Consider the following 26,092-nt stretch of genomic DNA (forward strand, 5'->3'; position numbering starts at 1 on the left):
CCCGAGCATCCCCTCACATCCTTTCATTACGGCAATTCATGGATAATTTCTGGCAAGCCTGTTCCGCGCAACTGGAACAGGAATTGACCCCCCAACAATTCAGCGCATGGATCAAGCCGCTTGCTCCGCTCGATTACGAGGATGGCAAGTTGCGGATTGCTGCACCCAACCGCTTCAAGCTGGATTGGGTCAAGACCCAGTTCGCGAGCCGGATCAGCACCCTCGCGGCCCAATACTGGGATGCGCCGATCGAAGTGCAGTTCGTGCTGGACCCGAAACTGGGTGCCAGAAGGACGGCACCGGTAGCGGTGAACGGGGCTGCGGTCAATGGCTCGCCGACGGATACCGTGCCGAATCATGTACAGATGGTACCGGCGCCGATCGACCCGGCGCCGCGCCATGAGCAAACCCGCATCAACAGCGCGCTGACGTTCGAGAGTTTCGTGACCGGCAAAGCCAACCAATTGGCGCGCGCGGCGGCGATCCAGGTGGCGAACAATCCCGGCAGTTCCTACAACCCGCTGTTCTTGTATGGCGGCGTCGGCCTCGGCAAGACGCACTTGATCCACGCCATCGGCAACCAGGTGCTGGTCGACAACCCGTCTTCCAAGATTCGCTACATCCATGCAGAGCAGTACGTGCGTGACGTAGTGACCGCTTACCAGCGCAAGGGTTTCGACGACTTCAAGCGCTATTATCACTCGCTCGATCTGCTGCTGATCGACGATATCCAGTTCTTCGGCGGCAAGAGCCGCACCCAGGAAGAATTCTTTTATGCGTTCGAGGCGCTGATTGCGGCCAAGAAACAAATCATCATTACCAGCGATACCTACCCGAAGGAAATTACCGGGATGGACGATCGCCTGATTTCGCGTTTCGATTCCGGCCTGACGGTGGCCATCGAGCCGCCCGAATTGGAAATGCGGGTTGCGATTCTGCTGAAGAAAGCAACCCAGGAGGGGGTGGCGCTGCCGGACGACGTCGCTTTCTTCGTCGCCAAGCACCTGCGTTCCAACGTGCGCGAACTGGAAGGGGCGCTGCGCAAGATCCTCGCCTATTCGCGTTTCCACGGCCGCGACATCACGATCGACGTCGTGAAAGACGCGCTGAAAGACTTGCTGTCGGTACAGAACCGGCAGATTTCGGTAGAAAACATCCAGAAGACGGTCGCCGATTTTTTCAACATCAAGGTGGCCGACATGTATTCGAAGAAACGGCCGGCGAATATCGCGCGGCCGCGCCAGATCGCGATGTACCTGGCGAAGGAATTGACGCAGAAGAGCTTGCCGGAAATCGGCGATCTGTTTGGTGGGCGCGACCACACCACCGTCTTGCATGCGGTACGCAAGATTACGGCGGACCGTGCCAAGAGTCCCGAGTGCAATCATGAGCTGCATGTGCTGGAACAAACCTTGAAGGGCTGAGTCGCTGCCCGTCCGCCTGTGGATAACTGTCTGGTGGGAGAGGGAGACGGGGTTTGTACAATAACGGTTTTCCGCAACACTTTTGGGCGACACTAGAGCCAATCATCACTACGAGGATATGACTATGCAATTGGTTAAAACCCACCGGGACACTCTGCTGCGGCCGCTGCAAATCGTGAGTGGTATTGTCGAGCGTCGGCATACGCTGCCGATTCTGGCCAATATCCTCATTCGCAAGGAAGGCGAGGCGGTGTCGTTCCTGGCGACCGATATCGAAGTGCAGATCACGACTCACGCCCAGGTTGGCAGCGGCGGCGAAGTGGCCGCAACCACGGTGGCCGCCCGCAAATTGCTGGATATCCTGCGCGCGCTGCCGGAGTCCGGCGAAGTGTCGCTGACGCTGGCCAACAAGCGCTTGACGGTGCAGTCCGGCAAGTCGCGTTTCGCCTTGCAGACACTGGCGGCAGAAGAATTCCCGACGGTGGCGCTGGCCGAGCATTTCAACGCCAAGGTAGTGTTGCCGCAAAAAACTCTGAAGCATTTGTTCAATATGGTGCATTTCGCCATGGCGCAGCAGGACATCCGCTATTACCTGAACGGCCTGCTGCTGGTGGTGGATGGCAGGAACGTGATCGCGGTTGCCACCGACGGCCATCGGCTGGCCTTTTGCCAGGTTGTCACCGAGCAGGAATTCGCGCGCCAGGAAGTCATCATTCCGCGCAAGACCATCCTCGAGTTGCAGCGCCTGCTGGAAGAAAACGACGATCCGGTCGAACTGGAAATCGCCAACAACCAGGTCAAGCTGAATTTTGCCGATATCGAATTGGTATCGAAGCTGGTGGAAGGCAAGTTCCCCGACTACACGCGGGTCGTGCCCAAGGGCTACAAGAACAACTTCAAGATCGGCCGCGAGACCTTGCTGCGCTCGCTGCAACGCGCCGCCATCATGACTTCCGACAAGTTCAAGGGCGTGCGCTGCATCGTCGCTCCGGGCAGCATGAAGATCAGCTCCACCAACGCCGAGCAGGAAGAAGCGGTCGAGGAAATCGAAATCGACTATGGCGGCGACGAGATCGATATTGGTTTCAACGTCACCTACCTGCTCGACGTCCTGAACAACCTGAAGAGCGACAGCGTCAACGTCGCGCTCGGCGACGCCAACTCTTCGGCGTTGATCTCGGTGCCAGACAACGCCGACTTCAAGTATGTGGTGATGCCGATGCGCATTTGACGCGCTCTGGCAGCGCCGTTCGCCGGAGGGGCCGTAGCGCCCCTTTGCCGCGCTTAGGGGTGCCTTATCCGCCTCGTCATGAACCTGTTTGGTCGTCCGGTAATCGTTTTTTGAAAGTAGCCAATGTCCGCAATTCCCACTGATCACTCCCACCAGCCGCAAGCGAACCTGTACGGCGCGTCCTCGATCCAGATCCTGGAGGGCCTGGAAGCGGTGCGCAAGCGTCCCGGCATGTACATCGGCGACACCTCGGACGGCACCGGACTGCATCATCTGGTGTTCGAAGTGCTGGACAACTCGATCGACGAATCGCTGGCCGGCCACTGCACCGAAATCGGCGTCACGATCCACGCCGACAATTCAGTGTCGGTGACCGATAACGGTCGCGGCATCCCGACCGGCATCAAGTGGGACGACAAGCATGAACCGAAGCGCAGCGCCGCAGAAATCGTCATGACCGAACTGCATGCCGGCGGCAAGTTCGACCAGAACTCGTACAAGGTCTCGGGCGGCCTGCACGGCGTCGGCGTCTCCTGCGTCAACGGTCTGTCGAAGCTCTTGAAGCTGGTGATCCGGCGCGATGGCAAGGCGTACTACATGGAATTTGCGCGCGGCATTCCGCAGAACCGGCAATTGCAAGTCCTCGACGGCGTTGAAGTCTCGCCGATCCTGGTCACCGGCGACACCGACCGGCACGGCACCGAAGTCCATTTCTGGCCGGACGAAGAGATTTTCGAGCACATCGACTTCCAGTACGACATCCTGGCCAAGCGCCTGCGCGAACTGTCGTTCCTGAATAACGGCGTGCACATCAAGCTGGTCGACCAGCGCAGCGGCAAGGAAGAAAATTTCGCCTTCGAGGGCGGCACCCGCGGCTTCGTCGAATACATCAACAAGAACAAGAGCGTGCTGCATCCGACCATCTTCCAGGCCACCGGCGAACGGATGTCGGAACACGATACCAACATCAGCGTGGACGTCTCGATGCAATGGAACGACGCCTATAACGAACAGGTGCTGTGCTTCACCAACAACATCCCGCAGCGCGATGGCGGCACCCACCTGACCGGCCTGCGCGCGGCGATGACGCGCGTCATCAACAAGTACATCGACGAGCATGACTTCGCCAAGAAGGCCAAGGTCGAGGTCAGCGGCGACGACATGCGCGAGGGCCTGACCTGCGTGCTGTCGGTCAAGGTGCCGGAGCCGAAGTTCAGCTCGCAGACCAAGGACAAGCTGGTGTCTTCCGAAGTGCGCGGCCCGGTCGAGGAAATCGTCGCCAAGACGCTGACCGACTACCTGATGGAAAAGCCGAACGATGCCAAGATCATCTGCGGCAAGATCGTTGAAGCCGCCCGCGCCCGTGAAGCCGCGCGCAAGGCGCGCGAGCTGACGCGGCGCAAGGGCGTGATGGACGGCCTCGGGCTGTCGTCCAAGCTGGCCGATTGCCAGGAGCGCGATCCGGCGCTGTGCGAGCTGTACATCGTCGAGGGCGATTCCGCCGGCGGCTCCGCCAAGCAGGGCCGCGACCGCAAATTCCAGGCCATCCTGCCGCTGCGCGGCAAGGTGCTGAACGTGGAAAAGGCGCGCTTTGAAAAGATGCTGTCGTCGGAACAGATCACGACCCTGATCGCCACCCTCGGCACCTCGATCGGCCCGGACGAATTCAACGCCGACAAGCTGCGCTACCACCGCATCATCATCATGACCGACGCCGACGTCGACGGCGCCCACATCCGCACCCTGCTGTTGACCCTGTTCTACCGGCAGATGCCGGAACTGGTCGAGCGCGGCCACATCTACATCGCGCAGCCGCCGCTGTACAAGGTCAAGCACGGCAAGGACGAGCGCTACCTGAAGGACGATCTGGAAGAGGCGCAGTACATGCTGCAGATCGCCCTCAACGATGCCGAGCTGGTGCCGGCGGCGGGGGCGGCGCCAATTGCCGGCGCGGCGCTGGCCGAACTGGTGCGCCAATACAATACCGCCAACGCCATCATCCTGCGCCTGGCGCGCGTGATCGACGATGCCGCCTTGTCGGCCATCATGACCGGCGTCACGCTGGCGCTCGGCTCCGACGCCGAAGCGCAGCAGGCGGCGCAGGCGCTGGCCGCCACCATCGACGATGCCAACGTCACGATCGAGGTACAAGCCGATCCGGCGAGCGGCACGCATGCGCTGCGCATCGCGCGCCGGGTGCATGGCAACGTGCGGATTTCCGTGATCGATGCCGATTTTGTCGCCGGCCCCGATTACCAGGTGCTCTCGCATGCGGCGGCGGTGTTCCGCGGCCTGATCGGCGCCGGCGCGCTGGTGCGGCGCGGCCAGGGTGACAAGGCCAAGGAAGCGGCGATCGCCGATTTCCATCAGGCGGTCAACTGGCTGCGCGCCGAAGCCGAACGCGGTGTTTCCAAGCAGCGCTACAAAGGGCTGGGCGAAATGAATCCCGACCAGTTGTGGGAAACCACGATGGATCCGAGCGTGCGCCGGCTGCTGAAGGTGCAGATCGCCGATGCCATCGCCGCCGACCAGATTTTCACCACGCTGATGGGCGACGATGTTGAACCGCGTCGCGCATTTATCGAAACCAACGCGCTGCGTGCCGGCAACATCGACGTTTAAGCGAGTTCGCTTCCGTTCTCACCGCAGCGGTGCTTTGTGCGCGGCGGATGTGCCAGGCGGCGCTGCCGTCGCCCGGCATTGATCCGCGTCAATCAGAATTCCAAGACTGCACCGATAGACTCTTTCTTCAAAAGCCAGGAAAATAGATGACACGACCTTCTTCACTTGACCGCGAGCAGTTGCTCGCCTGCGCCCGTGGCGACATGTTCGGCCCCGGCAATGCGCAACTGCCGATGCCGCCGATGCTGATGTTCGATCGCATTACCGAAATCACGGCTGAAGGCGGCGAGTATGGCAAGGGTTTGATCCGGGCCGAATTCGACATCCATCCCGAGTTGTGGTTTTTCGCCTGCCACTTCGAGGGCGATCCGGTGATGCCGGGCTGCCTCGGGCTGGATGCGATGTGGCAACTGGCCGGATTTTTCCTGCCGTGGCTGGGCGAACCCGGCCATGGCCGTGCGCTTGGAGTGGGCGAGGTCAAATTCAGCGGCCAGGTGCTGCCGAGCGCCAAGCAGGTACGCTACCAGATCGACGTGCGGCGCGTGATGCGCGGCAAGCTGGCACTGGTGATCGCCGACGGCCGCACCTTCGTCGACGATCGTGAAATTTACGTGGCCAAGGACTTGCGGGTGGGCCTGTTCAAATCAACTGTGGGGTTTTAATGATGCGCCGAGTTGTTGTCACCGGTATGGGCATTGTGTCGTGCCTGGGAAACGACCAAGCCAGTGTCGCGCAATCGCTGCGCGACCTGCAGCCGGGTATTAGCCATGTTCCCGAATATGCCGCGCTCGGCATGCGCAGCCAGGTGGCCGGCGTGCCGCAGATCGACCTGGAAGCGGCGATCGACCGCAAGCTGAAGCGCTTCATGGGCGATGCCGCCGCCTACGCCTACCTGTCGATGCGCGATGCAATCGCCGATGCCGGCCTGGACGCGGCCGCCGTCAGCGATGTGCGCACCGGCGTCATCGCCGGCTCCGGCGGCGGTTCGCCGCAATGGCAGATCGAAGCCGCCGACCTGCTGCGCCAGCGCGGCATCCGCCGCGTCGGCCCCTACATGGTGCCGCGCACCATGGGTTCGACCGTCTCGGCCACGCTGGCCACCGCCTATCCGATTCACGGCGTCAGCTATTCGATTTCGGCTGCCTGCGCCACCTCGGCGCATTGCATCGGCGCCGCCGCCGACATGATCCGGCACGGCGCGCAAGACATCATGTTCGCCGGCGGCGGCGAGGAAGTGCACTGGGGCATGAGCTCGCAGTTCGACGCCATGGGCGCGCTCTCCACCGGCTCGAACGACCAGCCGCAAAAAGCCTCGCGCCCGTATGACGCCGAGCGCGACGGCTTCGTGATCGCCGGCGGCGGCGGCATGCTGGTGCTGGAAGAGTACGAGCACGCCAAGGCGCGCGGCGCCCGCATCCACGCCGAGCTGATCGGTTATGGCGTCACCTCCGACGGCGCCGACATGGTGGCGCCCTCCGGCGAAGGCGCGGTGCGCTGCATGCAGATGGCGCTGGCCGGCATCAAGCAGCCGATCGACTACCTGAACACGCATGGCACCTCGACCCCGGTCGGCGATTTGATCGAGCTGCAAGCGGTGCGCGCGGTGTTTGGCGACGCCTGCCCGCCGCTATCCTCGACCAAGGCGCTGTCCGGCCATTCGCTCGGTGCGGCCAGCGTGCACGAGGCGATCTATTGCCTGTTGATGCTGAAGGACGGTTTCCTGGCCGGCTCGGCGAATATTTCCAAGCTCGATCCGGGCGCCGAAGGTTTCCCGATTCTGCGCGAAAGCCGCGAGCAGCGCGTCGATACCATCATGTCCAACAGCTTCGGCTTTGGCGGCACCAACGGCAGCCTGGTGTTCGCGCGGGTCTAGCCTTGCGCTCCCGGGTTCCCGCCGGCAACGGCGGGAACCAGCAACCGCCTTGCCGTGCGATTGTTATGGGTAGTATGTTGTTAAAGCTGCCATTTAATGAGTGGTATCGGCGGTCTGCCAAGGGAGTATAAGCCTGCGCGCCAGCCTTTCCTCAGGCTTTGCGCAGGTAGCAGGCCTTCAGCATGAAGCTGCCGCCCTCCATCTTGCAATCAACTTCATGGTCGCCGCCGACCAGGCGGATGCTCTTGACCCGGGTGCCCTGTTTCAGCGTGATGGATGAACCCTTCACTTTCAAGTCCTTGATCAGCACCACCGCGTCGCCGTCGCTCAGCAGGTTGCCGTTGGCATCCTTGACGATGACCGCGTCGGCGTCGTCCGCGGCGCGCGCGGCTGGCGAGGTCGGCCATTCGTGGCCGCAGTCGGCGCACACCGTGTTGCCGCCGTCAGGGTAAGTGTTTTCCATGCCGCATTGAGGGCAGGGTGGCAGTGTCGGCATGATTTCTCCGGGTGCAAATGCAGTGTTGACAGGGGCCGAGAGTATAACCGCGCCGGCGCCGCTGGCGACGACGTGTTGTGCGGCTTCAGGCCACGCTGCGCCGGTGCGCGCGCAAGAAGCGCTTGAAATCCAGGTAGCTGCCGATGAATCCGGCGCGGTAGGCCGGCAATGTTGCGAAGTGCGGATGCTGGTGGCCGCGGCGCGCGGTGCTCAGCAGGACGCTGCGGTAGATGCGCGCGCTCTGCGCGCAAAAATCGAGGCCGCGTTCCAGCCCGTCGCGCTCGCACACCAGCGTAATGCGCTGCCACTCGCACGGGTATTGTTCGGCGCTGGCCGTGCTCATTGCCGCCCACTCGCAGCGGCAGCGGCGCCTGGCGCCGTCACGGCTGCTTGCGCAGCCAGCGCGTGATCAGCTCCAGCGTGGTATTGCCGCGGGAGTCGGCGCGCAGTGTCGCCACGTCGCGGCGCCGCTTCGGCAGCGGCGGCGGGGCCGGTGCTGTTGCGAATATCGGCACCGAGGATGTCGCGCAGAAAACCGCCGCCGGCTTGGCCGGCGCTGCCTCCGGCCAGCGCGCCGCCTGGTGTGGCGCGAATCGGCTGCGCAGGTCGTGCAGCGCAAAAATCAGCTTGTGCATGAAACCCTCCATCGCTGGTCGCGGGCCACATGGGCGGCGGCATTCCGGCGGCCGGAGGCTTGTGGCATGCCGGTCCGGGCTAACGGCGCAGCGCGCCGTGACGAATGCCGCCGATTACGCCACCAGCATACGGGAGCGCGACTGTCATCGACATGACCGAAGTCATTCCGCGGTGCGGCTCGGGGCGGCTACTCTGTACCCATGGCTTTTGGCGCGTTGCGGCCTGGCAAGCGGCAACGTCCGAGGATTCCACCGAGGGGGAAGCATCATGTCGCAACACGTGAAGGAATGGCAGCGCGAGCACGCCAACTTTGTCCGCCTGCTGGAACTGCTGGAAGCGCAGTTCGAGTTGTTTCAGGGCGGCGAACGGCCGGACTATGACTTGATGCTGGACGTCATGCATTACATGACGCGCTACGCCGACCGCTTTCACCATGCCAGGGAAGACCTGGCCTTCCAGCGGCTGGCCCGCCGCCAGCCGACGGTGACCGCCGTCGCTGCCGCGCTCAACCGCCAGCATGCCGAGATGGCCGCTGCCGGGGTTCGGTTGGTGGCCGACTTGCGGGCTGTCATGCATGGCGCGATGCTGCCGCGGCAGGCCGTGGAGAGCCAGGCGCGCGCCTATGTTGCCCGCTTGCGCCGGGACATCGAAGGCGAAGAGCGCGAGCTCTATCCGCTGCTGGCGCGTTTGCGGCAGGAAGATTGGTTCATGGTCGATTCGATGATCCATTGCCTGGATTTCGACGACGACTCCGAGCACGCTTACCACGCCTTGCATCTGCGGATCGCGCAGGCTGCCGGCTGTGGCTGCGACAGCGGCGACCGCTGACTGGCCGGCAGTGCCGGCGCCGGCGTCGCCTACAATGGGAACCAGCATGGAGGCCGCGCCAAGGCCGGTGCTCCAGATTGTTCGCCAGCAAGGACTCATATCATTCACGTCCCGATCATTGCCGAAAGCGAAGTCGAATTCAGCGCGATTCGCGCCCAGGGCGCCGGCGGCCAGAACGTCAACAAGGTGTCCAGCGCAGTCCACTTGCGCTTTGACATACGCGCCTCCTCGCTGCCGGCGCTGCTGCAGGAGCGCCTGCTGCGGCTGCACGACCAGCGCATTACGCGGGACGGCCTGGTGGTGATCAAGGCGCAGGCGCACCGTAGCCAGGAAAAGAACCGAGCCGAGGCGCTGGCAAGGTTGCAGGAAATGGTGGCCAGCGTCGCCGTCCTGCCGCGCGTGCGGCGGCCCACCAGGCCGACCCGCAGTTCGCAGCACAAGCGCCTCGACAGCAAAAGCCTGCGCGGCCAGATCAAGGCGATGCGCGGGAAAGTATCGGACTGAGTGCGCCAGCCATCAGCGGAGAGCCCGACATGAACGACCGCTATGATCTGCAACGCTTCGTCGATGCGCAGCGCAGCGTATTCGATGCCGCCTGCGAAGAACTGCGCGCCGGCAAGAAACGCAGTCACTGGATGTGGTTCATCTTTCCGCAGATCCGGGGGTTGGGCTCGAGCCCGATGGCGCGCCGCTTCGCGATCTCTTCGCTGGACGAGGCCAGGGCTTATCTGGCGCACCCGCTGCTCGGACCCCGGCTGCGCGAATGCAGCCGGCTGGTGGCGGCGGCGAATGCGGCTTCGATCGAGGAAATCTTCGGCTATCCCGACGACCTGAAGTTCCGCTCGTCGATGAGCTTGTTCGCCCAGGCCGGCGCCGATAACGCTGTGTTCCTCGAATGCCTGGAGAAATATTTCGGCGGCGAGCCCGATCCCTTGACGCTGGCTCAACTGCGGCCGTGAAACGTCGGTCCGGCTGGCGCCGCCTGGCCGTAGCGATTCATGCTGTGGCCCCACTCAGAAGGAATGGCGGACGCCGATCATCAGCACGCCCTGGTTGCCGTTGTTGGAAGGGCTGCCGTTTTGCGAATCCCCGACGACCGCCACCGCATCGACCGGATTGCCGATGCCGGTCACGCCCAGCGTCCTGCCGCGGGCGACCTGATACGCTTCCAGCAGGTAGAACGCGGTGCGCTTGGAGAGCGAGTAGGTTTGTTCCAGCGACAGTTGCTGATAGCGCGCCGGGTCGGCGATGCCGTTGGCCGCGTTTTCGCGGGTGTAGCTGTAGCCGGCGCTGACGAACAGGGCTGGATAGAGCTGGTAGGTGGCGACCAGGCCGGCGGTATTGAAGACCGCGGTGTCGGCGAACAGCGAACTGCCCTTGGGCCGATAGGCGACATTGCTGGCGTTGACCCCGAGCGCCAGCTTGCCCATCGTGTAGCGCGCAACGGCGGCGAGGTATTGCACCGAGTCGGCCGACAGGTAGCCGCGGTTGAGCGGCGAGGCGCCGAAGCTGCCGGACGCGGTCGGGTCGAAAATGCCGGCGGCATTGCCGTTCTTCAATTTCAGATAGCCGAGCGCGAAGTTCCAGGCGTTGTAGTCGTACTTGAAGGCCGCGCTGAGCGAACTGCCGCTTGACAGGTGGCCGGGGGTTTCGCCCAGGCCAACCAGCACGCCGATCTGCGCGCCCGACCACAGCGGCGAGGTATAGCTCAAGGAATTGCTGACCCGGATCGTGGTGTCCAGCCCGTCGATGTCGCCCGGATGGGCGCCGGTGGCGCCGGTCAGCACGGCGGTGGGGCCGAGCGGGCCGACGAACAGGTAGTACGGCGTGTACTGGCGGCCGGCGGTCAGCGTGCCGTAGCGGGCATTGGCCAGGCCGACATAAGCTTGGCGGTTGAACAGGGTGTTGGAAGAACTCATGGCGCCGGTGTCGGCCTCGAAACCGTTCTCCAGTACGAACAGCGCCTGCGTATCGCCGCCCAGGTCTTCGTTGCCCTTGAATCCGAGTTTGCTGGCAGCAAGATTGCCGCTGCGCATGTAGGTGTTGGAGGCTCCGCCTTGATTGCTGGTATACACCAGCGCCAGATCGAGCGTGCCGTAGATAGCCAGGCCGGTCTGCGCCGCCGCTTCGCCCCATGCACCGGCACTCATGACCGCCACTGCCGCCAGCAACACCCTGTGTTTCAGAGGCATGTCGAATCCCTTTCAGTCGGTGCCGCCAACACTTGGCGGAGTGGCTGCATGCCGGGCATCGGCTAGCTCGTCGAATGGCTTCCTTTTCTGCGCAGCTTGCCGCCCTGCATGCTGTCCATGTTGGACTACGCTTTAATTTGCGGCCGTTTGCCGATGGCGGATTTGATTTGCCGCAAGTGTGCTGGTTTACGGGTAACGCACCGGCTTGCCGGGAGTGTCGGGTAGAGGGATGAATTCGGTTTCGCCGGGGATCTCGGGAAAGCGCTGCGCGCGCCAATCCTGCCGCGCCTGTTCGATCCGCTCGGCCGAGCTGGAAACGAAATTCCAGGAGAGGTAGCGCGGCCCGTCCATCGGTTCGCCGCCCAGCAGCATGAACCGCGCTGCGGTTGCTCCGGCGCCGGCCAGCGTCACGTACTGGCCCGGTTTCAAGACCAGCAGCCGGCCGGCCTCGAACTGGCCGTCGGCGCCCAGGTCCAGCGCGCCTTCGACCACGTAGATCGCGCGCTCCGGGTATTCGGCCGGCAGTTCCAGGCGCGCGCCCGGCTGCAACTGGACGTCGGCGTAGAACAACGGCGACTGCGTCGGCACCGGCGAGCTGCGGCCGAACAGGCTGCCGGCGATGATGCGCGCGGTCACGCCTTCGCCTTCTTCCAGCGGCAGCTCGGCGCCCCCGGTGTGGTGGAAGGCCGGCGCGCATTCTTCCTGCGCGCGCGGCAGCGCCACCCAGCATTGCAGGCCGGCAAGCGGCAATGGCTGTTGCCGCAATTCGGGCGCGGTGCGCTCGGAATGGGTGATGCCGTGCCCCGCCGTCATCCAGTTGACGTCGCCGAGGCGGATCGCCTGCACGCTGCCCAGACTGTCGCGGTGCAGGATCTCGCCGGCAAACAGATAGGTGACCGTGGCCAGGCCGATGTGCGGATGCGGACGCACGTCCAGCCCCTGGCCGGCGGCGAACCGGTGCGGCCCCATCTGGTCGAGAAACGCGAACGGCCCGACCATGCGCCGCTGGCGCGACGGCAACGCACGCCGCACCTCGAAGCCATCGCCCAGATTGTGCGTGCGCGGCACCACCACCAGTTCCAGCGCACTCTCCGGCGCCAAGTTGGCCGTCATGCTTGTCCTTGGTTGGTTCGGGGCGCCGGGTGAATCGACGGCAGCGCGAAGGTCAGGCGCGGGCGCTTGCCGTAAATGCCGCTGGATCCCCGTTCGTTTACATACTCCAAGAGTAGAGCATCCATTTCCGTTATGGAATGGAAATTCAGACAATATACTCCTGTTCCGCTTCGCCTCGACGATCTGAGGACATCTCTTCAGTCGTTGAACGCGCTGGGGCTAGGGCACCGGTTTTGACTGCCATTGCACAGCACTAGTCTAATTCGTGGGCGCGCTCCTACGGCTTGGTGGACCAGGGCAAGAATCTGAAGTTGCCCATTTCTGTGCCATTCATCCGGGCCAAGCCTGGAATGGTTGCCGCTTGGCTGGAATTACTTCGTCCGCTTTGAAAGTCCGACCGAGAGTCCGGTCGCAATGCGCTTTGCATAGCCCTTCATCGTTGCCGCCAGATTTTCCATTTCGTGGGCGGCAATGCGGTTAATCGGCCCGGTGAGGCCGAGGCTGAAGATGACTTCGGGGCCACGGACGAAGATTGGCACCGCGATGGCAACCAGGCCTTCGTCAATCTCGCCGATACAGGTCGCGAAGCCGGTCTTCCGTATCGTTTCATATTCCTTCTTGACCAATGCTTCCGAGGTATTCGTGCGCGAGGTGAGTTGTTCGAGCGGCTGGCTCAGTGCCCGCTCGATGGTGGCAGCATCCTGGAAGGCAAGGATCGCCTTGGCGGATGCGGCGGCGTGCGGATGCATCTCACGACCAGGCACGACGAAACCGCGCCACGGCGTATCCGGAGCCTCCATCGCGATCGACCGGACGGTGATCCCTTCCATCTTGGCGATATAGCTGGTCTCGCCCGTATCGGCCGTCAAATCGTGTAGGTAGGGTCGCACGACCGCCTCGATCCATTCGGTGTCTGCGCTCATATACGCGAGCTTTCGCATACGGCTTCCTGTGACGTAGCTGAGCGTCCCTATTCTTGCTGGTTCAATCAACTCCAAATCCTGCATCGTCTTAAGCAATCGGTGAACGCTGGCTTTGGGTAGCTCGACCATCGTCGCGACATCGGTGAGCGACAAACCATTCGGGAACGCGGACAGCAATTCGAGAATGCGGATATACCGTTCCAGCGGTGGCAATTTTTCTTTTTCAGACATCGGGGTTCACTTCACTTCACATTAGGGGCTGATTTCCAGCACGCGAATCTACACCAGAGACAGCTTATTGGAAAAAATGTGCTTGACACTCAAAAATTGGAAACCTACACTGTACCATAAATCAAAACATAATTCCGATTTTCGGAACATCAATTTAACCCCCAATGGAGGAAATGTAGATGAAAAGCCATTTTTTAAATTTACGAGCCGGCCTGATTAAAGTGGTCATGGGTTCGTTGCTGGTTACCGCGTGCGCCGCAGTGTCTGCCCAGCAGGCAATCCATGTCGGCGCGACCGTGCCGTTGACCGGCCCGCTGTCGCTGACCGGCAAGCAGTATTTCAATTCTCTCAAGTTGGCAGAGGAAGACATCAACAAGGCGGGAGGGGTTAAAGGCGCGAAAATTTCGTTCGCCTTCGAGGACGCGCAGGCGTCAAATGGCACCAGCATCAATGCCTTCATCAAGGTGGTCCAGGAACGCAAGCCGCCGTTTGTCTTCCTGACCAGCTATAGCACGCAAAACATCGCCGTCGCGCCCGAGGTCACGAAAGCGGCCATACCCGTGATGTATGCGGGCGGCGCGGACGCGGTTGCCGATTTGAAGAATCCATGGATGTTCCGTATCCGCCCGCAGGATAGTACGGCCGCGGTAGCGATGGCGCGCTACGTCAAGGACAAGCTGAAGGGCTCGAAACCCGGCCTGATCTATATCCAGAACGACTTCGGCCAGGGCGGCGCCAAGGCGGCCGAGAAGTTTCTGGAAGAGCAGGGCGTAAAGACGGTCGGCAGTGAATCGTATGGCCAGAACGACAAGGACATGTCGGCCCAGCTTCTCAACCTGAAAAACAAGGGCGCGGACGTCATTCTCGCGTTCGTCTATCCGCAGGATGGCGCACTGCTGCTGCGCCAGATCAAGACGCTCGGCCTGAAGCAGCCGGTGGTCGCCTCATCCGCCGCATTCGTGCCGGCGGCGATGCAGTTGCTGTCACCGTCGGATCTGGAAAATGTCTGGGGGGTGATCGACGCACACTTGCCTGGCACGCCGCGCGGCAAGGATTTCCTCGACCGCTACAAGGCCAAATTCGGCACCGACGCCGACCCGTACGGCGCCGCTTACTACGACGGCGCGATGCTGATGGCGCAGGCAATGAATGCCGTCGGCACCGATGCTGCTGCACTCCAGGCCTACCTGCTGAAGGTCAAGGGCTATCAAGGGGTGTCTCACGTCTACAGCTTCGATGAAAACCGCAACGGCGTCCATGACGTCGCAGTCGTGAAGTTCCGTGCCGGCAGCAAGGACGTGGAATATCTCGAGTCGATCACGGTTAAATAAGAAGCCAACGGCAGCCGCGCCAGCGGCTGCCGGCAGGGAGAAAGACATTGGATGCACTACTTCAACTGGTGGTCAACGGCGTTGCGCTCGGCAGCGTCTATGCACTGGCCGCGCTCGGTTTCGTCATCGTCTATTCGGCCACCAGCGTGGTGAATTTCGCCGCCGGACAGTTTGTGATGCTGGGCGCCTTCTTCGGCGTGCTGACGATCGTGAACCTGCAACTACCGGCCATGGCCGCGTTTCCGTTGGCGGTCGCAGCAATGGGGCTGTTCGGCATTGTCTTCTACCTCGCAGTTCACGTGCCGCTGCAGAAGCGGCCGATCGTTTCCATCATCATCGGCACGGTCGCTGCCGGCATCGTGATGCAAAACGCTGCGCTGCTGATCTGGGGGCCGTGGCCGCTGCGCATCCCATCGCCGTTCAGCGACGGCAACGTGTCGATCGGGTCGAGCGTGGTGACGATCCATGCGCTGGCGACGATCGCGATCACGCTGGTGTTGATCGCACTGCTTTATCTATTGCTATACCGTACCGGTGCCGGCCGCGCGATGCGCGCCATTGCGCAGGACGTCGAAGCGGCGCGCATGATGGGGTTGCCGGTCACCTTGTGGCTCGCCTTTTCCTGGTTCTTGGCGGCGGTGTTTTCTTCGTTCGCCGGATTGCTGGTGACGCCGATGTGGTTTGCCGACGTCAATATGGGCGACCCGATTGCGCTGAAGGCGTTCGCCGCAACGATCATCGGCGGCTTCGGCAGCGTTCCCGGCGCGATCGCGGGCGGCCTGCTGGTCGGCCTGGTCGAAATCCTTGGCGCCTCTTACATATCCTCGACCTACAAGGACCTGCTCTCGTTCGGGTTCATGATCCTGTTCCTGCTCGTGCGCCCGCAGGGCATCTTTGGCGAACGCATCAGCGAAAGGGGATGAGAATGCGACCTACCAAAACCAACTGGACTCTGATCGCGGCCGTTGTCGCCGTGGCGGTAATCGCTCCGCTCTTCGCAACTGAATATCTGACCCGCTTGCTTGCCGTGGCGACGATCGCGGCGGTCGCGGTGGTCGGGCTGAATATTGCATTCGGCTATGCTGGCTTGATTTCACTCGGCCATGCGGCCTTCGTCGGCATGGGGGCATACGGAGTCGCGATCCTGACGGTTCGCCATGGCGTCGGCCCCTGGCTTGCTGCCCTGATCGCGATCGCGATCAGCGCTGTCGTCGCCTACGGGATCGGGCGCGTGGTGCTGCGACTCAAGGGACACTACCTGGCGCTGGCAACGCTTGGCCTCAACGTCAGCTTCACCATCGTCGTGTCGAACTGGATCAAGTTCACCGGCGGCACCGACGGTATCGCCAACATTCCGGCCCTGCCATTGTTTTCGCTGCAAATCACCACAGAACGCCATTTTTATTGGTTCGCGCTGGCGGTGCTGGTGCTGCTGTCATTCGCCGTAGAGCGCTTGAGGCACTCCCATTTCGGGCGCGCTTTCATCGCCGTGCGGGACGATGAGATCGCCGCAGCCATGACCGGCATCTCGGTCACCAAGGCCAAGACCGCGGCGTTTACGCTGGCTGCCGTATATGCGGCGATCGCCGGCTGCCTGTTCGCGTTTCACGTGCGCTTCGTGTCTCCTGAGGACTTCGGTTATCACCATTCGATTACCCATCTCGCGATGCTGATCGTCGGCGGCGAAGGGTCGCTCGCCGGTGCGATCCTCGGCGCGCTGGTGGTCACGATGCTGCCCGAAGTGCTGCGCGGCACTGGTGAAGCCTATCTGTTGATCTTCGGTGTCCTGGTGCTGGCGGTGCTGGTGCTGCTGCCGAAAGGGTTGGTCGGACTGCCGGGCATGTTCAAACGCAAGCGTCCAGTTACAACGGCGGTTGTTGCCAAAGAGATGGAGAGCCAATCATGAGCCTGCTGCGCATAGAAAAGCTCGGAATCAATTTCGGCGGCCTGAAGGCGCTGAGCGGGATCGACATCCAGGTGGCGGAAAACCAGTTCTTTGCCGTGATCGGCCCCAACGGCGCCGGCAAGACGACGCTGCTGAACGTGCTGACCGGCTTGTACAAGCCGACCGCCGGTCGCATCGAATTCTGCGGCCGCGATATTACCGGCTTGCCGACTGATGCGCTGGTCAGGTCCGGTTTCGGAAGAATTTTCCAGAATGGCAAGCTGTTCGGCAGATTGTCGGTCCTCGAAAACCTGATGCCCGGCGCCGCGATTCACGAGCGGCCCAGCTTGTTGTCGTCGCTGACTGGTTTGGGCAAAGGCGGCGCGCTCGAAACAGTGAATCGGGGCAAATGCATGGCGATGCTGGAACGCTTTCGTCTGGCGCACCTCGCCGACCGCGAAATCGGTTCGCTTTCCTACGGCAACCGGCGCCTGGTCGAGATGGCTCGCGTGCTGATGGGCAGGCCGAAACTGTTGCTGCTGGATGAACCGGCCGCCGGCCTCAACCTCGGCGAGGTCGAACAATTGATCAGCCTGTTGCGCGAACTGCGCGACGAGCATCAGCTATCCGTGCTCCTGATCGAGCACAACATGGGCATGGTGATGCGGTTGGCGGAACAGATCGCGGTGCTGAACTTCGGCGAAAAGCTCGCGGAAGGCACGCCGACTGAAATTCAGCGGCATCCGAAGGTGCTGGAAGCCTACCTCGGCAAGGGATACAAGCATGTTGAAGTGTGATGACCTCAGTGCCGCGTATGGCGATATCGTCGCGTTGCGCGGAATAAACATCGACGTCGCCGAGGGCGAGGCGATTGCGCTGATCGGCGCCAATGGCGCCGGCAAGACCACGCTGTTGCGCGCGATCTCCGGCTTGATGCCGCTGCGTTCCGGAAGCGTCAGCTTCGATGGCCGGAATATCGACGGCTTGTCGCCGGAGCAGCGGGTGCGCAGTGGCATCGCCCATGTACCCGAGGGACGCCGCATTTTCCCCGGACTGACGGTGCGTGAAAATCTCGAGGTTGGCGCGTCGGTTAGACGCTTCCGCAAGAGTGAAATCAATGAAAATTTCGCGCACATGTTCGACCTGTTTCCGCGACTGGCCGAACGGCAGAAGCAGCTCGGCTGGTCATTGTCGGGCGGCGAGCAGCAGATGCTGGCCATCGCGCGCGCACTGATGTCGCGTCCGCGCGTGCTGTTGCTGGATGAGCCGTCGCTCGGGCTGGCGCCACGCCTGGCCGAAGAAGTGTACGCGCGCATCGCCACCATCAACGAAGGCGGCCTCACGGTGGTGCTGGTCGAGCAAAACACCGTGCTCGCGCTGCAAGTCGCATCGCGCGCCTACGTGCTTGAAAACGGACAGATCGTTCTTACCGACCGTGCCGAGACACTCAGAGACCATCCGCGCGTGCGCGACGCGTATCTCGGTCGCTAACTCACCAGGAAGGGCCAACCCATGTACCCAGATCTATCTTCGAAATCCGCCCAGCTTTATCAGCGTGCCAAGCAATCCCTGCCCGGCGGCAATACCCGCACCACGGTATTTATGTCGCCATATCCGATCTATGCCGCGTCCGGCAAGGGCTGCCGGGTCACCGACCTCGACGGCGTCGAGCGCATCGATTGCATCAATAATTTCACCTCGCTGATCCACGGCCATGCCCACCCTGAGCTAATCGATGTCGCGGTCCGCCAGATCCAGCTCGGCACGACCTTCGGCATGCCGACGCCGAGCGAGGTCGACCTGGCCGAACTGCTGTGTTCGCGCGTGCAGTCGATCGAGCGCGTGCGCTTCATGAACTCCGGCACCGAGGCCGTGATGATGGCGTTGAAGGCCGCGCGCGCCTATACCGGCCGCGCCAAGATCGCCAAGGTCGAAGGGTCTTACCATGGTTCCTACGACTACGCCGAGACCAGCCTGGACGCGGCGCCGTCGAACTGGGGCGAGGCCCGGCCGAATTCGATCCCCTACTCGCAAGGCACGCCGCAGGGCGTGTTGTCTGATGTCGTTGTGCTGCCGTTCAACGATGTTGCGGCCGCCGAACGGCTGTTGCGCGAGAATGCCGCGTCGCTGGCGGCAGTGCTGCTCGATCCGGTGCCCAACCGCGTCGGCCTGATTCCGGCATCGAAAGAGTATTTATCGGCACTTCGCAGGATCACCCGCGAGCTGGGCATCCTGCTGATCATGGACGAGGTGATCACGCTGCGCCTGGCACCCGGCGGCGCACAGGCAATGTACGGCATCGTGCCGGACATGACCACCGCCGGCAAGATCATCGGCGGCGGTTTTCCGGTCGGCGCGGTAGGTGGCAGCGCCGAGGTGATGTCGGTGTTCGACCCGTCGTCGGGTCGCCCACCGGTACCACACGGCGGAACGTTCTCGGCCAACCCGGTAACTATGGCTGCCGGCCTTCGGGCCATGCAATTGCTGAACGACGAGGCGTTCGCACAACTGGATCGCCATGGCGATGTGCTGCGTAATGCCATCAACGACGCGTTCAGCGCCACCGGACTCGAAGGCCAGGCCACGGGTGTCGGCTCGCTGCTGAAAGTGCATTTCCATCGGCGACAGATCACTGATTACCGCTCGGCATACCCGAGCGCGCAGCAGCAGCGGATGCTGGCGCGGCTGACCACCAAGCTGCTGAACAGCGGCGTCATGACGGCCAGCTACGGATTGATCGCCTTGTCGACGGCGATGACCGATCAGGACATCGAGCAGATCGGGGCTGCATTCACACGCGCGCTGGGCGAGCTTGCCAGCGAAGGGCCGGGCGCCGCCAACGGCTGATCCGCAACTAGCGAATATTTACCAGATGGGACGAGTGCCACTGCCCCCGGCGCAGCGGCAGGGGACCATTTTTTTTGGAGAATCTTATGGCAATTACCGTCGGCATCGACGTGGGCGGCACCTTCACCGACCTGATCCTGATGGATGACGTGAAGGGCGAGGTGCGCCTGTCGAAAGTCCCGACAACGCTCGATAATCAGGCGTTTGGGGTGCTGCAGGCGCTGGCGAACACTGGCGTCGCGCTGGCGGATGTCGACAGTATCGTGCATGGCACCACCACCACCACCAACGCTTTGCTTGAGCGCAAGGTCGCGCTGGTCGGGATGATCACCACCCGCGGGTTTCGCGACGTCCTGGAACTCGGACGTCGCACCCGGCCACAAGCCTACGGGCTGAAGGGCAGGTTCAATCCGGTGGTTTCGCGCGAATTCCGTCTCGAGGTCGACGAACGGATGGACGCGGCCGGCAAGGTGTTGACGCCGCTCGACCGTGACCAGTTCGTGAGTGCCGTCAAGCGGCTGCGCGAAATGGGCGCCGAGTCGCTGCTGATCCATTTTCTGCATAGCTACATCAATCCGGCGCATGAACAGGAAGCGCTGCAGCTGGCGCGCGAGCACTGGCATAACGGCTATATCACTGCCGGCCACCAGGTGATCTCGGAATTCCGCGAATATGAGCGCGGCACCGCTGGCGCCGTGAACGCAGCGGTGCAGCCGATTCTCGACCGCTACATCGACCGCCTGCAGGGTGAATTGACCAAGGAGGGTTTTCGCAGCGAGTTGCTGGTCATGCAAGGCAACGGTGGCACCGTGTCATCCAGATCGGTTGCGAAGGTAGCGGTCAATACCGTGATGTCGGGTCCGGCCTCGGGCGTGATGGCGGCGGCGCATGCCGGGCGCATCGCCGGTCTGCCGAATTTGATTACCTACGACATGGGCGGTACGTCGTCCGATGTGGCTCTGATCGAGAATGGCTTGCCGAAAGTATCGAGCGAACTCGAGCTTGAATACGCGATGCCGATTCATCTGCCGATGGTCGATGTCCATACGGTCGGCGCCGGCGGCGGCTCGATCGCACGCGTCAATGCCGGCGGCATTCTACAGGTCGGGCCGGAAAGTGCCGGCGCGCGTCCGGGGCCGATTTGCTATGGCCGCGGTGGTACCGAGCCGACGCTCACCGACGCCAACCTCTTGCTCGGCCGGCTCGATTCGCAAAAACTGCTGGCGGTGGATAATCCGGTCGAGTTGGCGGCGGTGGCCCGCATTATCGAAGAAAAGATCGGTCGTCCACTCGGCCTCGATGCGGAAACGGCGGCAGCGGCCATCCTGCGTGTCGGCAACAACAATATGGCCGGGGCGATCCGCCTGGTGAGCCTGGCACGCGGCTATGATCCGCGCGACTTTGCGCTGTTCGGATTCGGCGGAGCGGGGCCGTTGCACGCCACCGCGCTGGCGCGGGAACTGGGCATTCCGAAGGTACTGATCCCGGTGCGCCCCGGCTTGACCAACGCGCTTGGCTGCCTGGTTGCCGATGTGCGCCACGATCTGGTCAAAACTTTCAATCGTCCTCTGACAAGCCTGGCGGATGGCGACATCGCCGACTGCCTCGACGACCAGGTAAGGCAGGGGCATGCGATTATCGACCGCGAAGGCATCCCGGTCACGGGCGTCGACGTGCTGCACACCGCGGAAATGCAGTTCCAGGGGCAAAGCCATCTGTTGACCGTCGAGCTTGCGCGCGATGCGTGCGGCATCGCGGCGCTGAACCAAGCGTTTGCGTGTGCCTACTGGAATCGTTTCGAAGTCGAGCTGAGCGAGCTGCGGCCGGTGCTGGTGACCTTGAATACCACCGTGATCGGGACGCGCGCCGAGCCTTCGCTATCCCATCTGGCGCAGTCCCGGCCGGCGGCAACACTGGCCGGCGCCGAAGTGAGTCGCCGGCGGGTGTGGTTCGATGGCGCCGGTTGGCTTGAAACGCCGATCTACCGCCGGGAATTGCTGCCGGATGTCGACGTTGCCGGCCCGGCGATCATCGAGCAACTCGATGCAACCATCGTGCTGGAGCCAGGCAATACCGCGCGATCCGACGCGTCCGGCAACCTGATCATCGCTATCCAACAATATTCCCATTGAGGTAACACCATGGCAGTTATCGATCCCGTAACGCTTACGGTAATCCAGAGCGGCTTGCAGCAGGTCTGCAACGAAATGGATCTCTCATTTTGTCGAGCGGCATTCTCACCCGTGATTTCGGAATCGCAAGACCGCTCCAACGGGATTTACCATCGAACCAGCGGCGAGCTGATCGCCCAGGGCGACTACGGGCTGCCGATATTCGTCGGCACCATGCAATTCTCGACCCAGGAAGTGATCAAGCGCGCCGCTGCCATCGAGCCCGGCGACATTTACATCGTCAACGATCCCTACTTGGGCGGGACCCACCTGATGGACGTGCGCTTCGTCAAACCGTTTTTTTATCGGGGCAAGCTGTTCGCCTGGCTGGCGAATACCGGTCACTGGCCCGATATCGGCGGGATGGTCCCCGGTGGCTTTTCCGCACATGCGACTGAAATCGAACAGGAGGGGCTGCGTCTGCCGCCGGTTAAGCTGTTCAAGCGCGGCGAGATCGATCAGGAAATCCTGGCCATCATCATGTCGAATATCCGCATTGCAGAACAGCGGATCGGCGACATCAAGGCCCAGGCGTCGGCGCTGGTGATCGGGGAAAAGCGCCTGACGCAAATGCTTGACCGCTATAGCGAAGCCACGATCGAGGATGCCATCGAGGAATTGAAGCGCCGTTCGAGCGTCCAGATGCGGGCTTGCATCGACCGTATTCCGGATGGCGAATACGTCGGCCAATCCTTCCTCGATTCCGACGGCGTGGTCGATGAACCGCTGCGCATCCACATCCGCGTGACCAAGACCGCCGGGCGCCTTGCGTTCGATCTCGGCCAGTCTAGTCCGCCCTGCCAGGGACCGATGAACAGCGTGCTGGCGACCACCAAATCGTCGATCTACCTGGCGATCAAGCATATTTTTCCCGAAGTGCCGATCAACGCCGGCATCTTCGAGCCGCTGACGATCAAGGATCCGGACGGCACTTTTCTCTATGCCCGGTATCCGCGGCCGGTATCCGGTTGCGCTGCCGAAGTCAGCCAGCGGATCGCCGAAGCGGTCTTCAATGCCTTGATCAATGCCATACCGGATTTGCTGTTCGCGGCGCCGGCCGGTACCACCGCCAACCTGGCGATCGGCGGATACGATCCTGAGAAGAAGCGGTCGTATGTGATGTACGCGATTTCCGGCGGCGGCTACGGCGGCTATCAAGACGGCGATGGCCTGACCAACGGCTGCTCGACCATCGGCATCTCGAAATCGCAACCGGCGGAAGTGCTGGAACAACTCTACCCGGTCGTCTTTGAAAAATACGCGATCCATGAAGGGTCCGGCGGCGCCGGCCAGTTCCGAGGCGGCATGGGCATCCATTTCCGGATGCGCCTCCTGCGCGGCACCGCCACCGCGTCGATGGTGATGGATCATGGAAAGTTTGGACCGCCCGGCGCGCTCGGCGGCGGCGACGGCGGCAAGACGCGGATTGTCATCTATCGCGATGGGGTGCCCTACGAGCCGCCGCACATCAGCAAGGACCAGGGCGTGATCATGCATGCGGGCGACGTGATCGAAGTGTTTACTCCCGGTGGTGGTGGCTATGGCGACCCTGCTCTACGCGACCGGAAGGCGGTCGAGCAGGATGTGGCAAGAGGTTATTACACGCCGGAGCAGGCCGCGCAGAAATTTTCGTATCGCTGATCCAGGCGGCGCCGGTCTGCAAAGGATGGAAAGGCGAATGGAAGCAGGAAAGGAGTTGGAATTTGATCGATAAAACTTATGAATCGCTGCAATCAGCGGTGGCCGACATTCACGACGGCGCAACCGTGATGATCGGCGGCTTCGGCAATGCCGGCATGCCGGCCGCGCTGATCGATGCGCTGATCGCGCAGGGCGCGCGCGACCTGACCATCGTCAACAACAACGCCGGCAATGGCGAAACCGGACTGGCGGCGCTGTTGAAGGCGAAGCGGGTACGGAAGATCATCTGCTCGTTTCCGCGCCAGGTCGATTCGCAGGTATTCGACGCGCTGTTTCGTGCCGGCGAGATCGAACTGGAACTGGCGCCGCAGGGCAACCTGGCCGAACGCATCCGCGCTGCCGGCGCCGGCATCGGCGGCTTCTTCACGCCGACCGGCTACGGCACGCTGCTGGCCGAAGGCAAGGAAACCCGCGAAATCGACGGCAAGCACTATGTGTTCGAGAAGCCGATCCACGCCGACTTCGCGCTGATCAAGGCGCAGCGCGCCGACCGCTGGGGCAACCTGGTGTATCGCAAGACCGCACGCAACTTTGGCCCGATCATGGCGATGGCGGCCAGGTGCGCGATCGTGCAGGTGGCCGAGGTGGTCGAACTGGGCGCGCTCGACCCGGAGGCGATCGTGACGCCGGGGATTTTCGTGCAGCGCGTGGTGTCGGAAACGGCGCAAGCGAAGGAGATCCGATGAAACCCCTGACCCGCGACCAGATCGCCGAGCGCGTCGCGCGCGACATCCCGGAAGGCGCCTACGTCAATCTCGGCATCGGCCTGCCGACCAAGGTATCGAACTACTTGCCGGCCGACCGTGAAATCATCCTGCACAGCGAAAACGGTTTGCTCGGCATGGGCCCGGCACCGGTGCCAGGGCAGGAAGACCAAGACCTGATCAATGCCGGCAAGCAGCCGGTGACGCTGCTGGCCGGCGGTGCCTATTTCCACCACGCCGATTCGTTTGCGATGATGCGCGGCGGCCATCTCGACATCTGCGTGCTGGGGGCGTTCCAGGTGTCGGTCACCGGTGACCTGGCGAACTGGCATACCGGCGCGCCGGATGCGATTCCGGCGGTCGGCGGCGCGATGGATCTGGCGGCCGGCGCGCGCCAGGTGTTCGTGATGATGGAGCACCTGACCAAGAGTGGCGAGAGCAAGATCGTTTCCCGCTGCAGCTATCCGCTGACCGGGATCGGCTGCGTCAACCGCATCTATACCGACCTGGCGGTGCTGGACGTGACACCCGACGGCCTGGCGCTGCGCGAGATCCTGGCCGACATATCGTTTGACGAACTGCAGCGCCTGACCGGGGTGCCGCTGATTGCCCGGCGCTGAATCCAGGTTGCCCGGCGTTGCGTGTTGTTTGAGCAAACGCCGTGGTTAATCGGCCGCCTCTCGGTCGATGCTGGGCTGGCTGGCGCCGTGTTGCACGAACAGCAGGAAGCCGCCGGCCATCGCCATGTTTTTCATGAAGTTGATCATCTGCATCTGATCGGCAAAATTGGTGTGCGCGATCAGCGCCGAGCCGACCGAAAATAGCGCCAGCACCGCAGCCACCCAGCGCGTCTTGAAGCCGAACAGTAAGGCCAGGCCGCCGCCCAGTTCGATCAGGATCACCAGCGGCGTCACCAGAGCCGGCAGGGGCAAGCCGATCGAGGTGAAATATCCCTGGGTTCCGGCATAGCCGGTGAGTTTGCCGAAGCCGGAAATGATGAAAATTTGCGACATCAGCAACCGTGCCGCGAGGTTCAATACCTTATCCATGTTCTCTCCTGATGGTTGATTGTTTCGGACATCCCGGATTCCAGAGCACTCAATGTACCCGCATTCGCAGCGGTCGCATTCCGCTGGAGCAACGTTTTCTTGACATGGAACAAAGGGCGGCCGACTCGCTGCCGGGCGGCTACTGGATATTGCCCGTGAGCGGGTTGCGCCGCCACCTTAGTTGGTCGCCTGCTTGCGGGCGATCTGCGCCACATGGCGGCCCTGGAAGCGCGCCATCGCCAACTCGGCCTCACTCGGCATGCGCGAGCCGTCGCCGCCGGTGATGGTGGTGGCGCCATAGGGGCTGCCGCCCGATATTTCAGCCATCGTCATTTGCCGCGCTTCGGAATACGGCAAGCCGACCACGATCATGCCCTGATGCAGCAGCGTGGTGTGGAAGCTGGTCAAGGTTGTTTCCTGGCCGCCATGCTGGGTTGCGGTGCTGGCGAAGACGCTGCCGACCTTGCCGATCAGGGCGCCGCTCATCCACAGGCCGCCGGTCTGATCGAGGAAATTGCGCATCTGCGCGCACATATTGCCGAAGCGCGTGGGGGTGCCGAAAATGATTGCGTCGGCCTCGGCCAGATGCTCCGGCGTTGCCAGCGGCACATGGGCGAACGCCTTGCGCGCGGCTGCGGCGCCGGATTTTTCCAGCATCGCGTCCGGCACCAGTTCGGGCACCTGCAGCAGCGTGACTTCGACGCCCGCCACCTCGCGCGCGCCGGCGGCAATCGCCTCGGCCATTTTATAAACGTGTCCGTGGGAACTATAGAAAACGATCTGTACTTTGGTTGTCATGTAAGCCCTGTCGATGAATGGTCGGAATTTCCCGGAT

Annotated in this window: 26 protein-coding genes; 18 read left to right on the forward strand and 8 right to left on the reverse strand. The window is 62.5% G+C overall.

All coding sequences use genetic code 11. The features are described 5' to 3' along the window. Positions 1 to 38 precede the first annotated feature (38 nt). From dnaA to fabB, 5 genes are all read left to right on the forward strand, one after another. Positions 39 to 1,424, forward strand: coding sequence for a chromosomal replication initiator protein DnaA (gene dnaA / locus ACK2VC_RS09915; protein WP_486730181.1), 1,386 nt, complete (start codon positions 39 to 41; stop codon positions 1,422 to 1,424). A 124-nt stretch (positions 1,425 to 1,548) separates the two neighbouring features. Further along, complete coding sequence (gene dnaN / locus ACK2VC_RS09920; RefSeq protein WP_486730182.1) at positions 1,549 to 2,655, forward strand: DNA polymerase III subunit beta; 1,107 nt, start codon at positions 1,549 to 1,551, stop codon at positions 2,653 to 2,655. A 123-nt stretch (positions 2,656 to 2,778) separates the two neighbouring features. Further along, a complete protein-coding gene (gene gyrB / locus ACK2VC_RS09925) occupies positions 2,779 to 5,277 on the forward strand; it encodes a DNA topoisomerase (ATP-hydrolyzing) subunit B (protein WP_486730183.1) in 2,499 nt (832 codons plus the stop codon). A 146-nt stretch (positions 5,278 to 5,423) separates the two neighbouring features. Next, positions 5,424 to 5,939 (forward strand): 3-hydroxyacyl-[acyl-carrier-protein] dehydratase FabA, encoded by a 516-nt coding sequence (gene fabA / locus ACK2VC_RS09930; protein ID WP_486730184.1) that lies wholly within the window; start codon positions 5,424 to 5,426, stop codon positions 5,937 to 5,939. 2 nt (positions 5,940 to 5,941) lie between these two features. Next, on the forward strand, positions 5,942 to 7,150 hold the full coding sequence (gene fabB, locus ACK2VC_RS09935) for a beta-ketoacyl-ACP synthase I (RefSeq protein ID WP_486733214.1): 1,209 nt from the start codon (positions 5,942 to 5,944) through the stop codon (positions 7,148 to 7,150). Between the two features lie 151 nt (positions 7,151 to 7,301). Here fabB and ACK2VC_RS09940 read toward each other — a convergent pair whose 3' ends face one another. The 3 genes from ACK2VC_RS09940 to ACK2VC_RS09950 all read right to left on the reverse strand — a co-directional run bounded on the left by ACK2VC_RS09940 (position 7,302) and on the right by ACK2VC_RS09950 (position 8,281). Next, complete coding sequence (locus ACK2VC_RS09940) at positions 7,302 to 7,646, reverse strand: zinc ribbon domain-containing protein YjdM (RefSeq protein ID WP_486730185.1); 345 nt, start codon at positions 7,644 to 7,646, stop codon at positions 7,302 to 7,304. Positions 7,647 to 7,731: 85 nt separating this feature from the next. Continuing rightward, positions 7,732 to 7,989, reverse strand: a complete 258-nt coding sequence (locus tag ACK2VC_RS09945) for a hypothetical protein (RefSeq protein ID WP_486730186.1) — start codon at positions 7,987 to 7,989, stop codon at positions 7,732 to 7,734. Positions 7,990 to 8,026: 37 nt separating this feature from the next. Next, positions 8,027 to 8,281 (reverse strand): hypothetical protein, encoded by a 255-nt coding sequence (locus ACK2VC_RS09950; protein WP_486730187.1) that lies wholly within the window; start codon positions 8,279 to 8,281, stop codon positions 8,027 to 8,029. Between the two features lie 268 nt (positions 8,282 to 8,549). Between ACK2VC_RS09950 and ACK2VC_RS09955 the strand changes: the two genes are divergently transcribed. The 3 genes from ACK2VC_RS09955 (at position 8,550) to ACK2VC_RS09965 (ending at position 10,069) form a co-directional block, all read left to right on the forward strand. Then, positions 8,550 to 9,110 carry a hemerythrin domain-containing protein gene (locus ACK2VC_RS09955; RefSeq protein ID WP_486730188.1) on the forward strand — a complete coding sequence of 187 codons (561 nt, stop codon included), beginning with the start codon at positions 8,550 to 8,552 and terminating at the stop codon, positions 9,108 to 9,110. Between the two features lie 114 nt (positions 9,111 to 9,224). Further along, positions 9,225 to 9,614, forward strand: a complete 390-nt coding sequence (gene arfB / locus ACK2VC_RS09960) for an alternative ribosome rescue aminoacyl-tRNA hydrolase ArfB (RefSeq protein WP_486733215.1) — start codon at positions 9,225 to 9,227, stop codon at positions 9,612 to 9,614. A gap of 29 nt (positions 9,615 to 9,643) precedes the next feature. Further along, positions 9,644 to 10,069 carry a DUF1810 domain-containing protein gene (locus tag ACK2VC_RS09965; protein ID WP_486730189.1) on the forward strand — a complete coding sequence of 142 codons (426 nt, stop codon included), beginning with the start codon at positions 9,644 to 9,646 and terminating at the stop codon, positions 10,067 to 10,069. Between the two features lie 54 nt (positions 10,070 to 10,123). Here the strand turns inward: ACK2VC_RS09965 and ACK2VC_RS09970 are convergent, their stop codons facing one another. From ACK2VC_RS09970 to ACK2VC_RS09980, 3 genes are all read right to left on the reverse strand, one after another. Next, positions 10,124 to 11,302: a porin gene (locus tag ACK2VC_RS09970; RefSeq protein WP_486730190.1), complete on the reverse strand. Its 1,179-nt coding sequence runs from the start codon at positions 11,300 to 11,302 to the stop codon at positions 10,124 to 10,126. A 186-nt stretch (positions 11,303 to 11,488) separates the two neighbouring features. Then, complete coding sequence (locus ACK2VC_RS09975) at positions 11,489 to 12,415, reverse strand: pirin family protein (RefSeq protein WP_486730191.1); 927 nt, start codon at positions 12,413 to 12,415, stop codon at positions 11,489 to 11,491. Between the two features lie 371 nt (positions 12,416 to 12,786). Beyond that, a complete protein-coding gene (locus ACK2VC_RS09980; RefSeq protein ID WP_486730192.1) occupies positions 12,787 to 13,569 on the reverse strand; it encodes an IclR family transcriptional regulator in 783 nt (260 codons plus the stop codon). Between the two features lie 227 nt (positions 13,570 to 13,796). Here ACK2VC_RS09980 and ACK2VC_RS09985 point away from each other — a divergent pair, with 227 nt between their 5' ends. The 10 genes from ACK2VC_RS09985 to ACK2VC_RS10030 all read left to right on the forward strand — a co-directional run bounded on the left by ACK2VC_RS09985 (position 13,797) and on the right by ACK2VC_RS10030 (position 24,828). Next, the gene (locus ACK2VC_RS09985) at positions 13,797 to 14,900 is read left to right on the forward strand and encodes an ABC transporter substrate-binding protein (RefSeq protein ID WP_486730193.1); all 1,104 of its coding nucleotides are present in this window, start codon (positions 13,797 to 13,799) and stop codon (positions 14,898 to 14,900) included. A 47-nt stretch (positions 14,901 to 14,947) separates the two neighbouring features. Beyond that, positions 14,948 to 15,823, forward strand: a complete 876-nt coding sequence (locus tag ACK2VC_RS09990; RefSeq protein WP_486730194.1) for a branched-chain amino acid ABC transporter permease — start codon at positions 14,948 to 14,950, stop codon at positions 15,821 to 15,823. 2 nt (positions 15,824 to 15,825) lie between these two features. Beyond that, positions 15,826 to 16,806: a branched-chain amino acid ABC transporter permease gene (locus ACK2VC_RS09995; RefSeq protein WP_486730195.1), complete on the forward strand. Its 981-nt coding sequence runs from the start codon at positions 15,826 to 15,828 to the stop codon at positions 16,804 to 16,806. Beyond that, a complete protein-coding gene (locus ACK2VC_RS10000) occupies positions 16,803 to 17,582 on the forward strand; it encodes an ABC transporter ATP-binding protein (protein WP_486730196.1) in 780 nt (259 codons plus the stop codon). The genes ACK2VC_RS09995 and ACK2VC_RS10000 overlap by 4 nt, the downstream gene beginning before the upstream one ends. Then, positions 17,569 to 18,276: an ABC transporter ATP-binding protein gene (locus ACK2VC_RS10005; RefSeq protein WP_486730197.1), complete on the forward strand. Its 708-nt coding sequence runs from the start codon at positions 17,569 to 17,571 to the stop codon at positions 18,274 to 18,276. Before ACK2VC_RS10000 ends, ACK2VC_RS10005 begins: the two co-directional genes overlap by 14 nt. Before the next feature lie 21 nt (positions 18,277 to 18,297). After that, the gene (locus ACK2VC_RS10010) at positions 18,298 to 19,632 is read left to right on the forward strand and encodes an aspartate aminotransferase family protein (protein ID WP_486730198.1); all 1,335 of its coding nucleotides are present in this window, start codon (positions 18,298 to 18,300) and stop codon (positions 19,630 to 19,632) included. Between the two features lie 86 nt (positions 19,633 to 19,718). Then, entirely contained in the window at positions 19,719 to 21,764 is a 2,046-nt protein-coding gene (locus ACK2VC_RS10015) for a hydantoinase/oxoprolinase family protein (protein WP_486730199.1), read from the forward strand. 9 nt (positions 21,765 to 21,773) lie between these two features. Next, on the forward strand, positions 21,774 to 23,444 hold the full coding sequence (locus ACK2VC_RS10020; protein ID WP_486730200.1) for a hydantoinase B/oxoprolinase family protein: 1,671 nt from the start codon (positions 21,774 to 21,776) through the stop codon (positions 23,442 to 23,444). A 62-nt stretch (positions 23,445 to 23,506) separates the two neighbouring features. Beyond that, complete coding sequence (locus ACK2VC_RS10025) at positions 23,507 to 24,190, forward strand: 3-oxoacid CoA-transferase subunit A (RefSeq protein ID WP_486730201.1); 684 nt, start codon at positions 23,507 to 23,509, stop codon at positions 24,188 to 24,190. Further along, positions 24,187 to 24,828 (forward strand): CoA transferase subunit B, encoded by a 642-nt coding sequence (locus ACK2VC_RS10030; protein WP_486730202.1) that lies wholly within the window; start codon positions 24,187 to 24,189, stop codon positions 24,826 to 24,828. The genes ACK2VC_RS10025 and ACK2VC_RS10030 overlap by 4 nt, the downstream gene beginning before the upstream one ends. A gap of 45 nt (positions 24,829 to 24,873) precedes the next feature. Here ACK2VC_RS10030 and ACK2VC_RS10035 read toward each other — a convergent pair whose 3' ends face one another. Together ACK2VC_RS10035 and wrbA are read right to left on the reverse strand one after the other, a co-directional pair. Continuing rightward, positions 24,874 to 25,257 carry a DoxX family protein gene (locus ACK2VC_RS10035; protein ID WP_486730203.1) on the reverse strand — a complete coding sequence of 128 codons (384 nt, stop codon included), beginning with the start codon at positions 25,255 to 25,257 and terminating at the stop codon, positions 24,874 to 24,876. A gap of 177 nt (positions 25,258 to 25,434) precedes the next feature. Further along, positions 25,435 to 26,055: an NAD(P)H:quinone oxidoreductase gene (wrbA, locus tag ACK2VC_RS10040; RefSeq protein WP_486730204.1), complete on the reverse strand. Its 621-nt coding sequence runs from the start codon at positions 26,053 to 26,055 to the stop codon at positions 25,435 to 25,437. Positions 26,056 to 26,092: the final 37 nt, after the last annotated feature.

The sequence above is a fragment of the Herbaspirillum sp. WTB6 genome, from assembly GCF_057457785.1.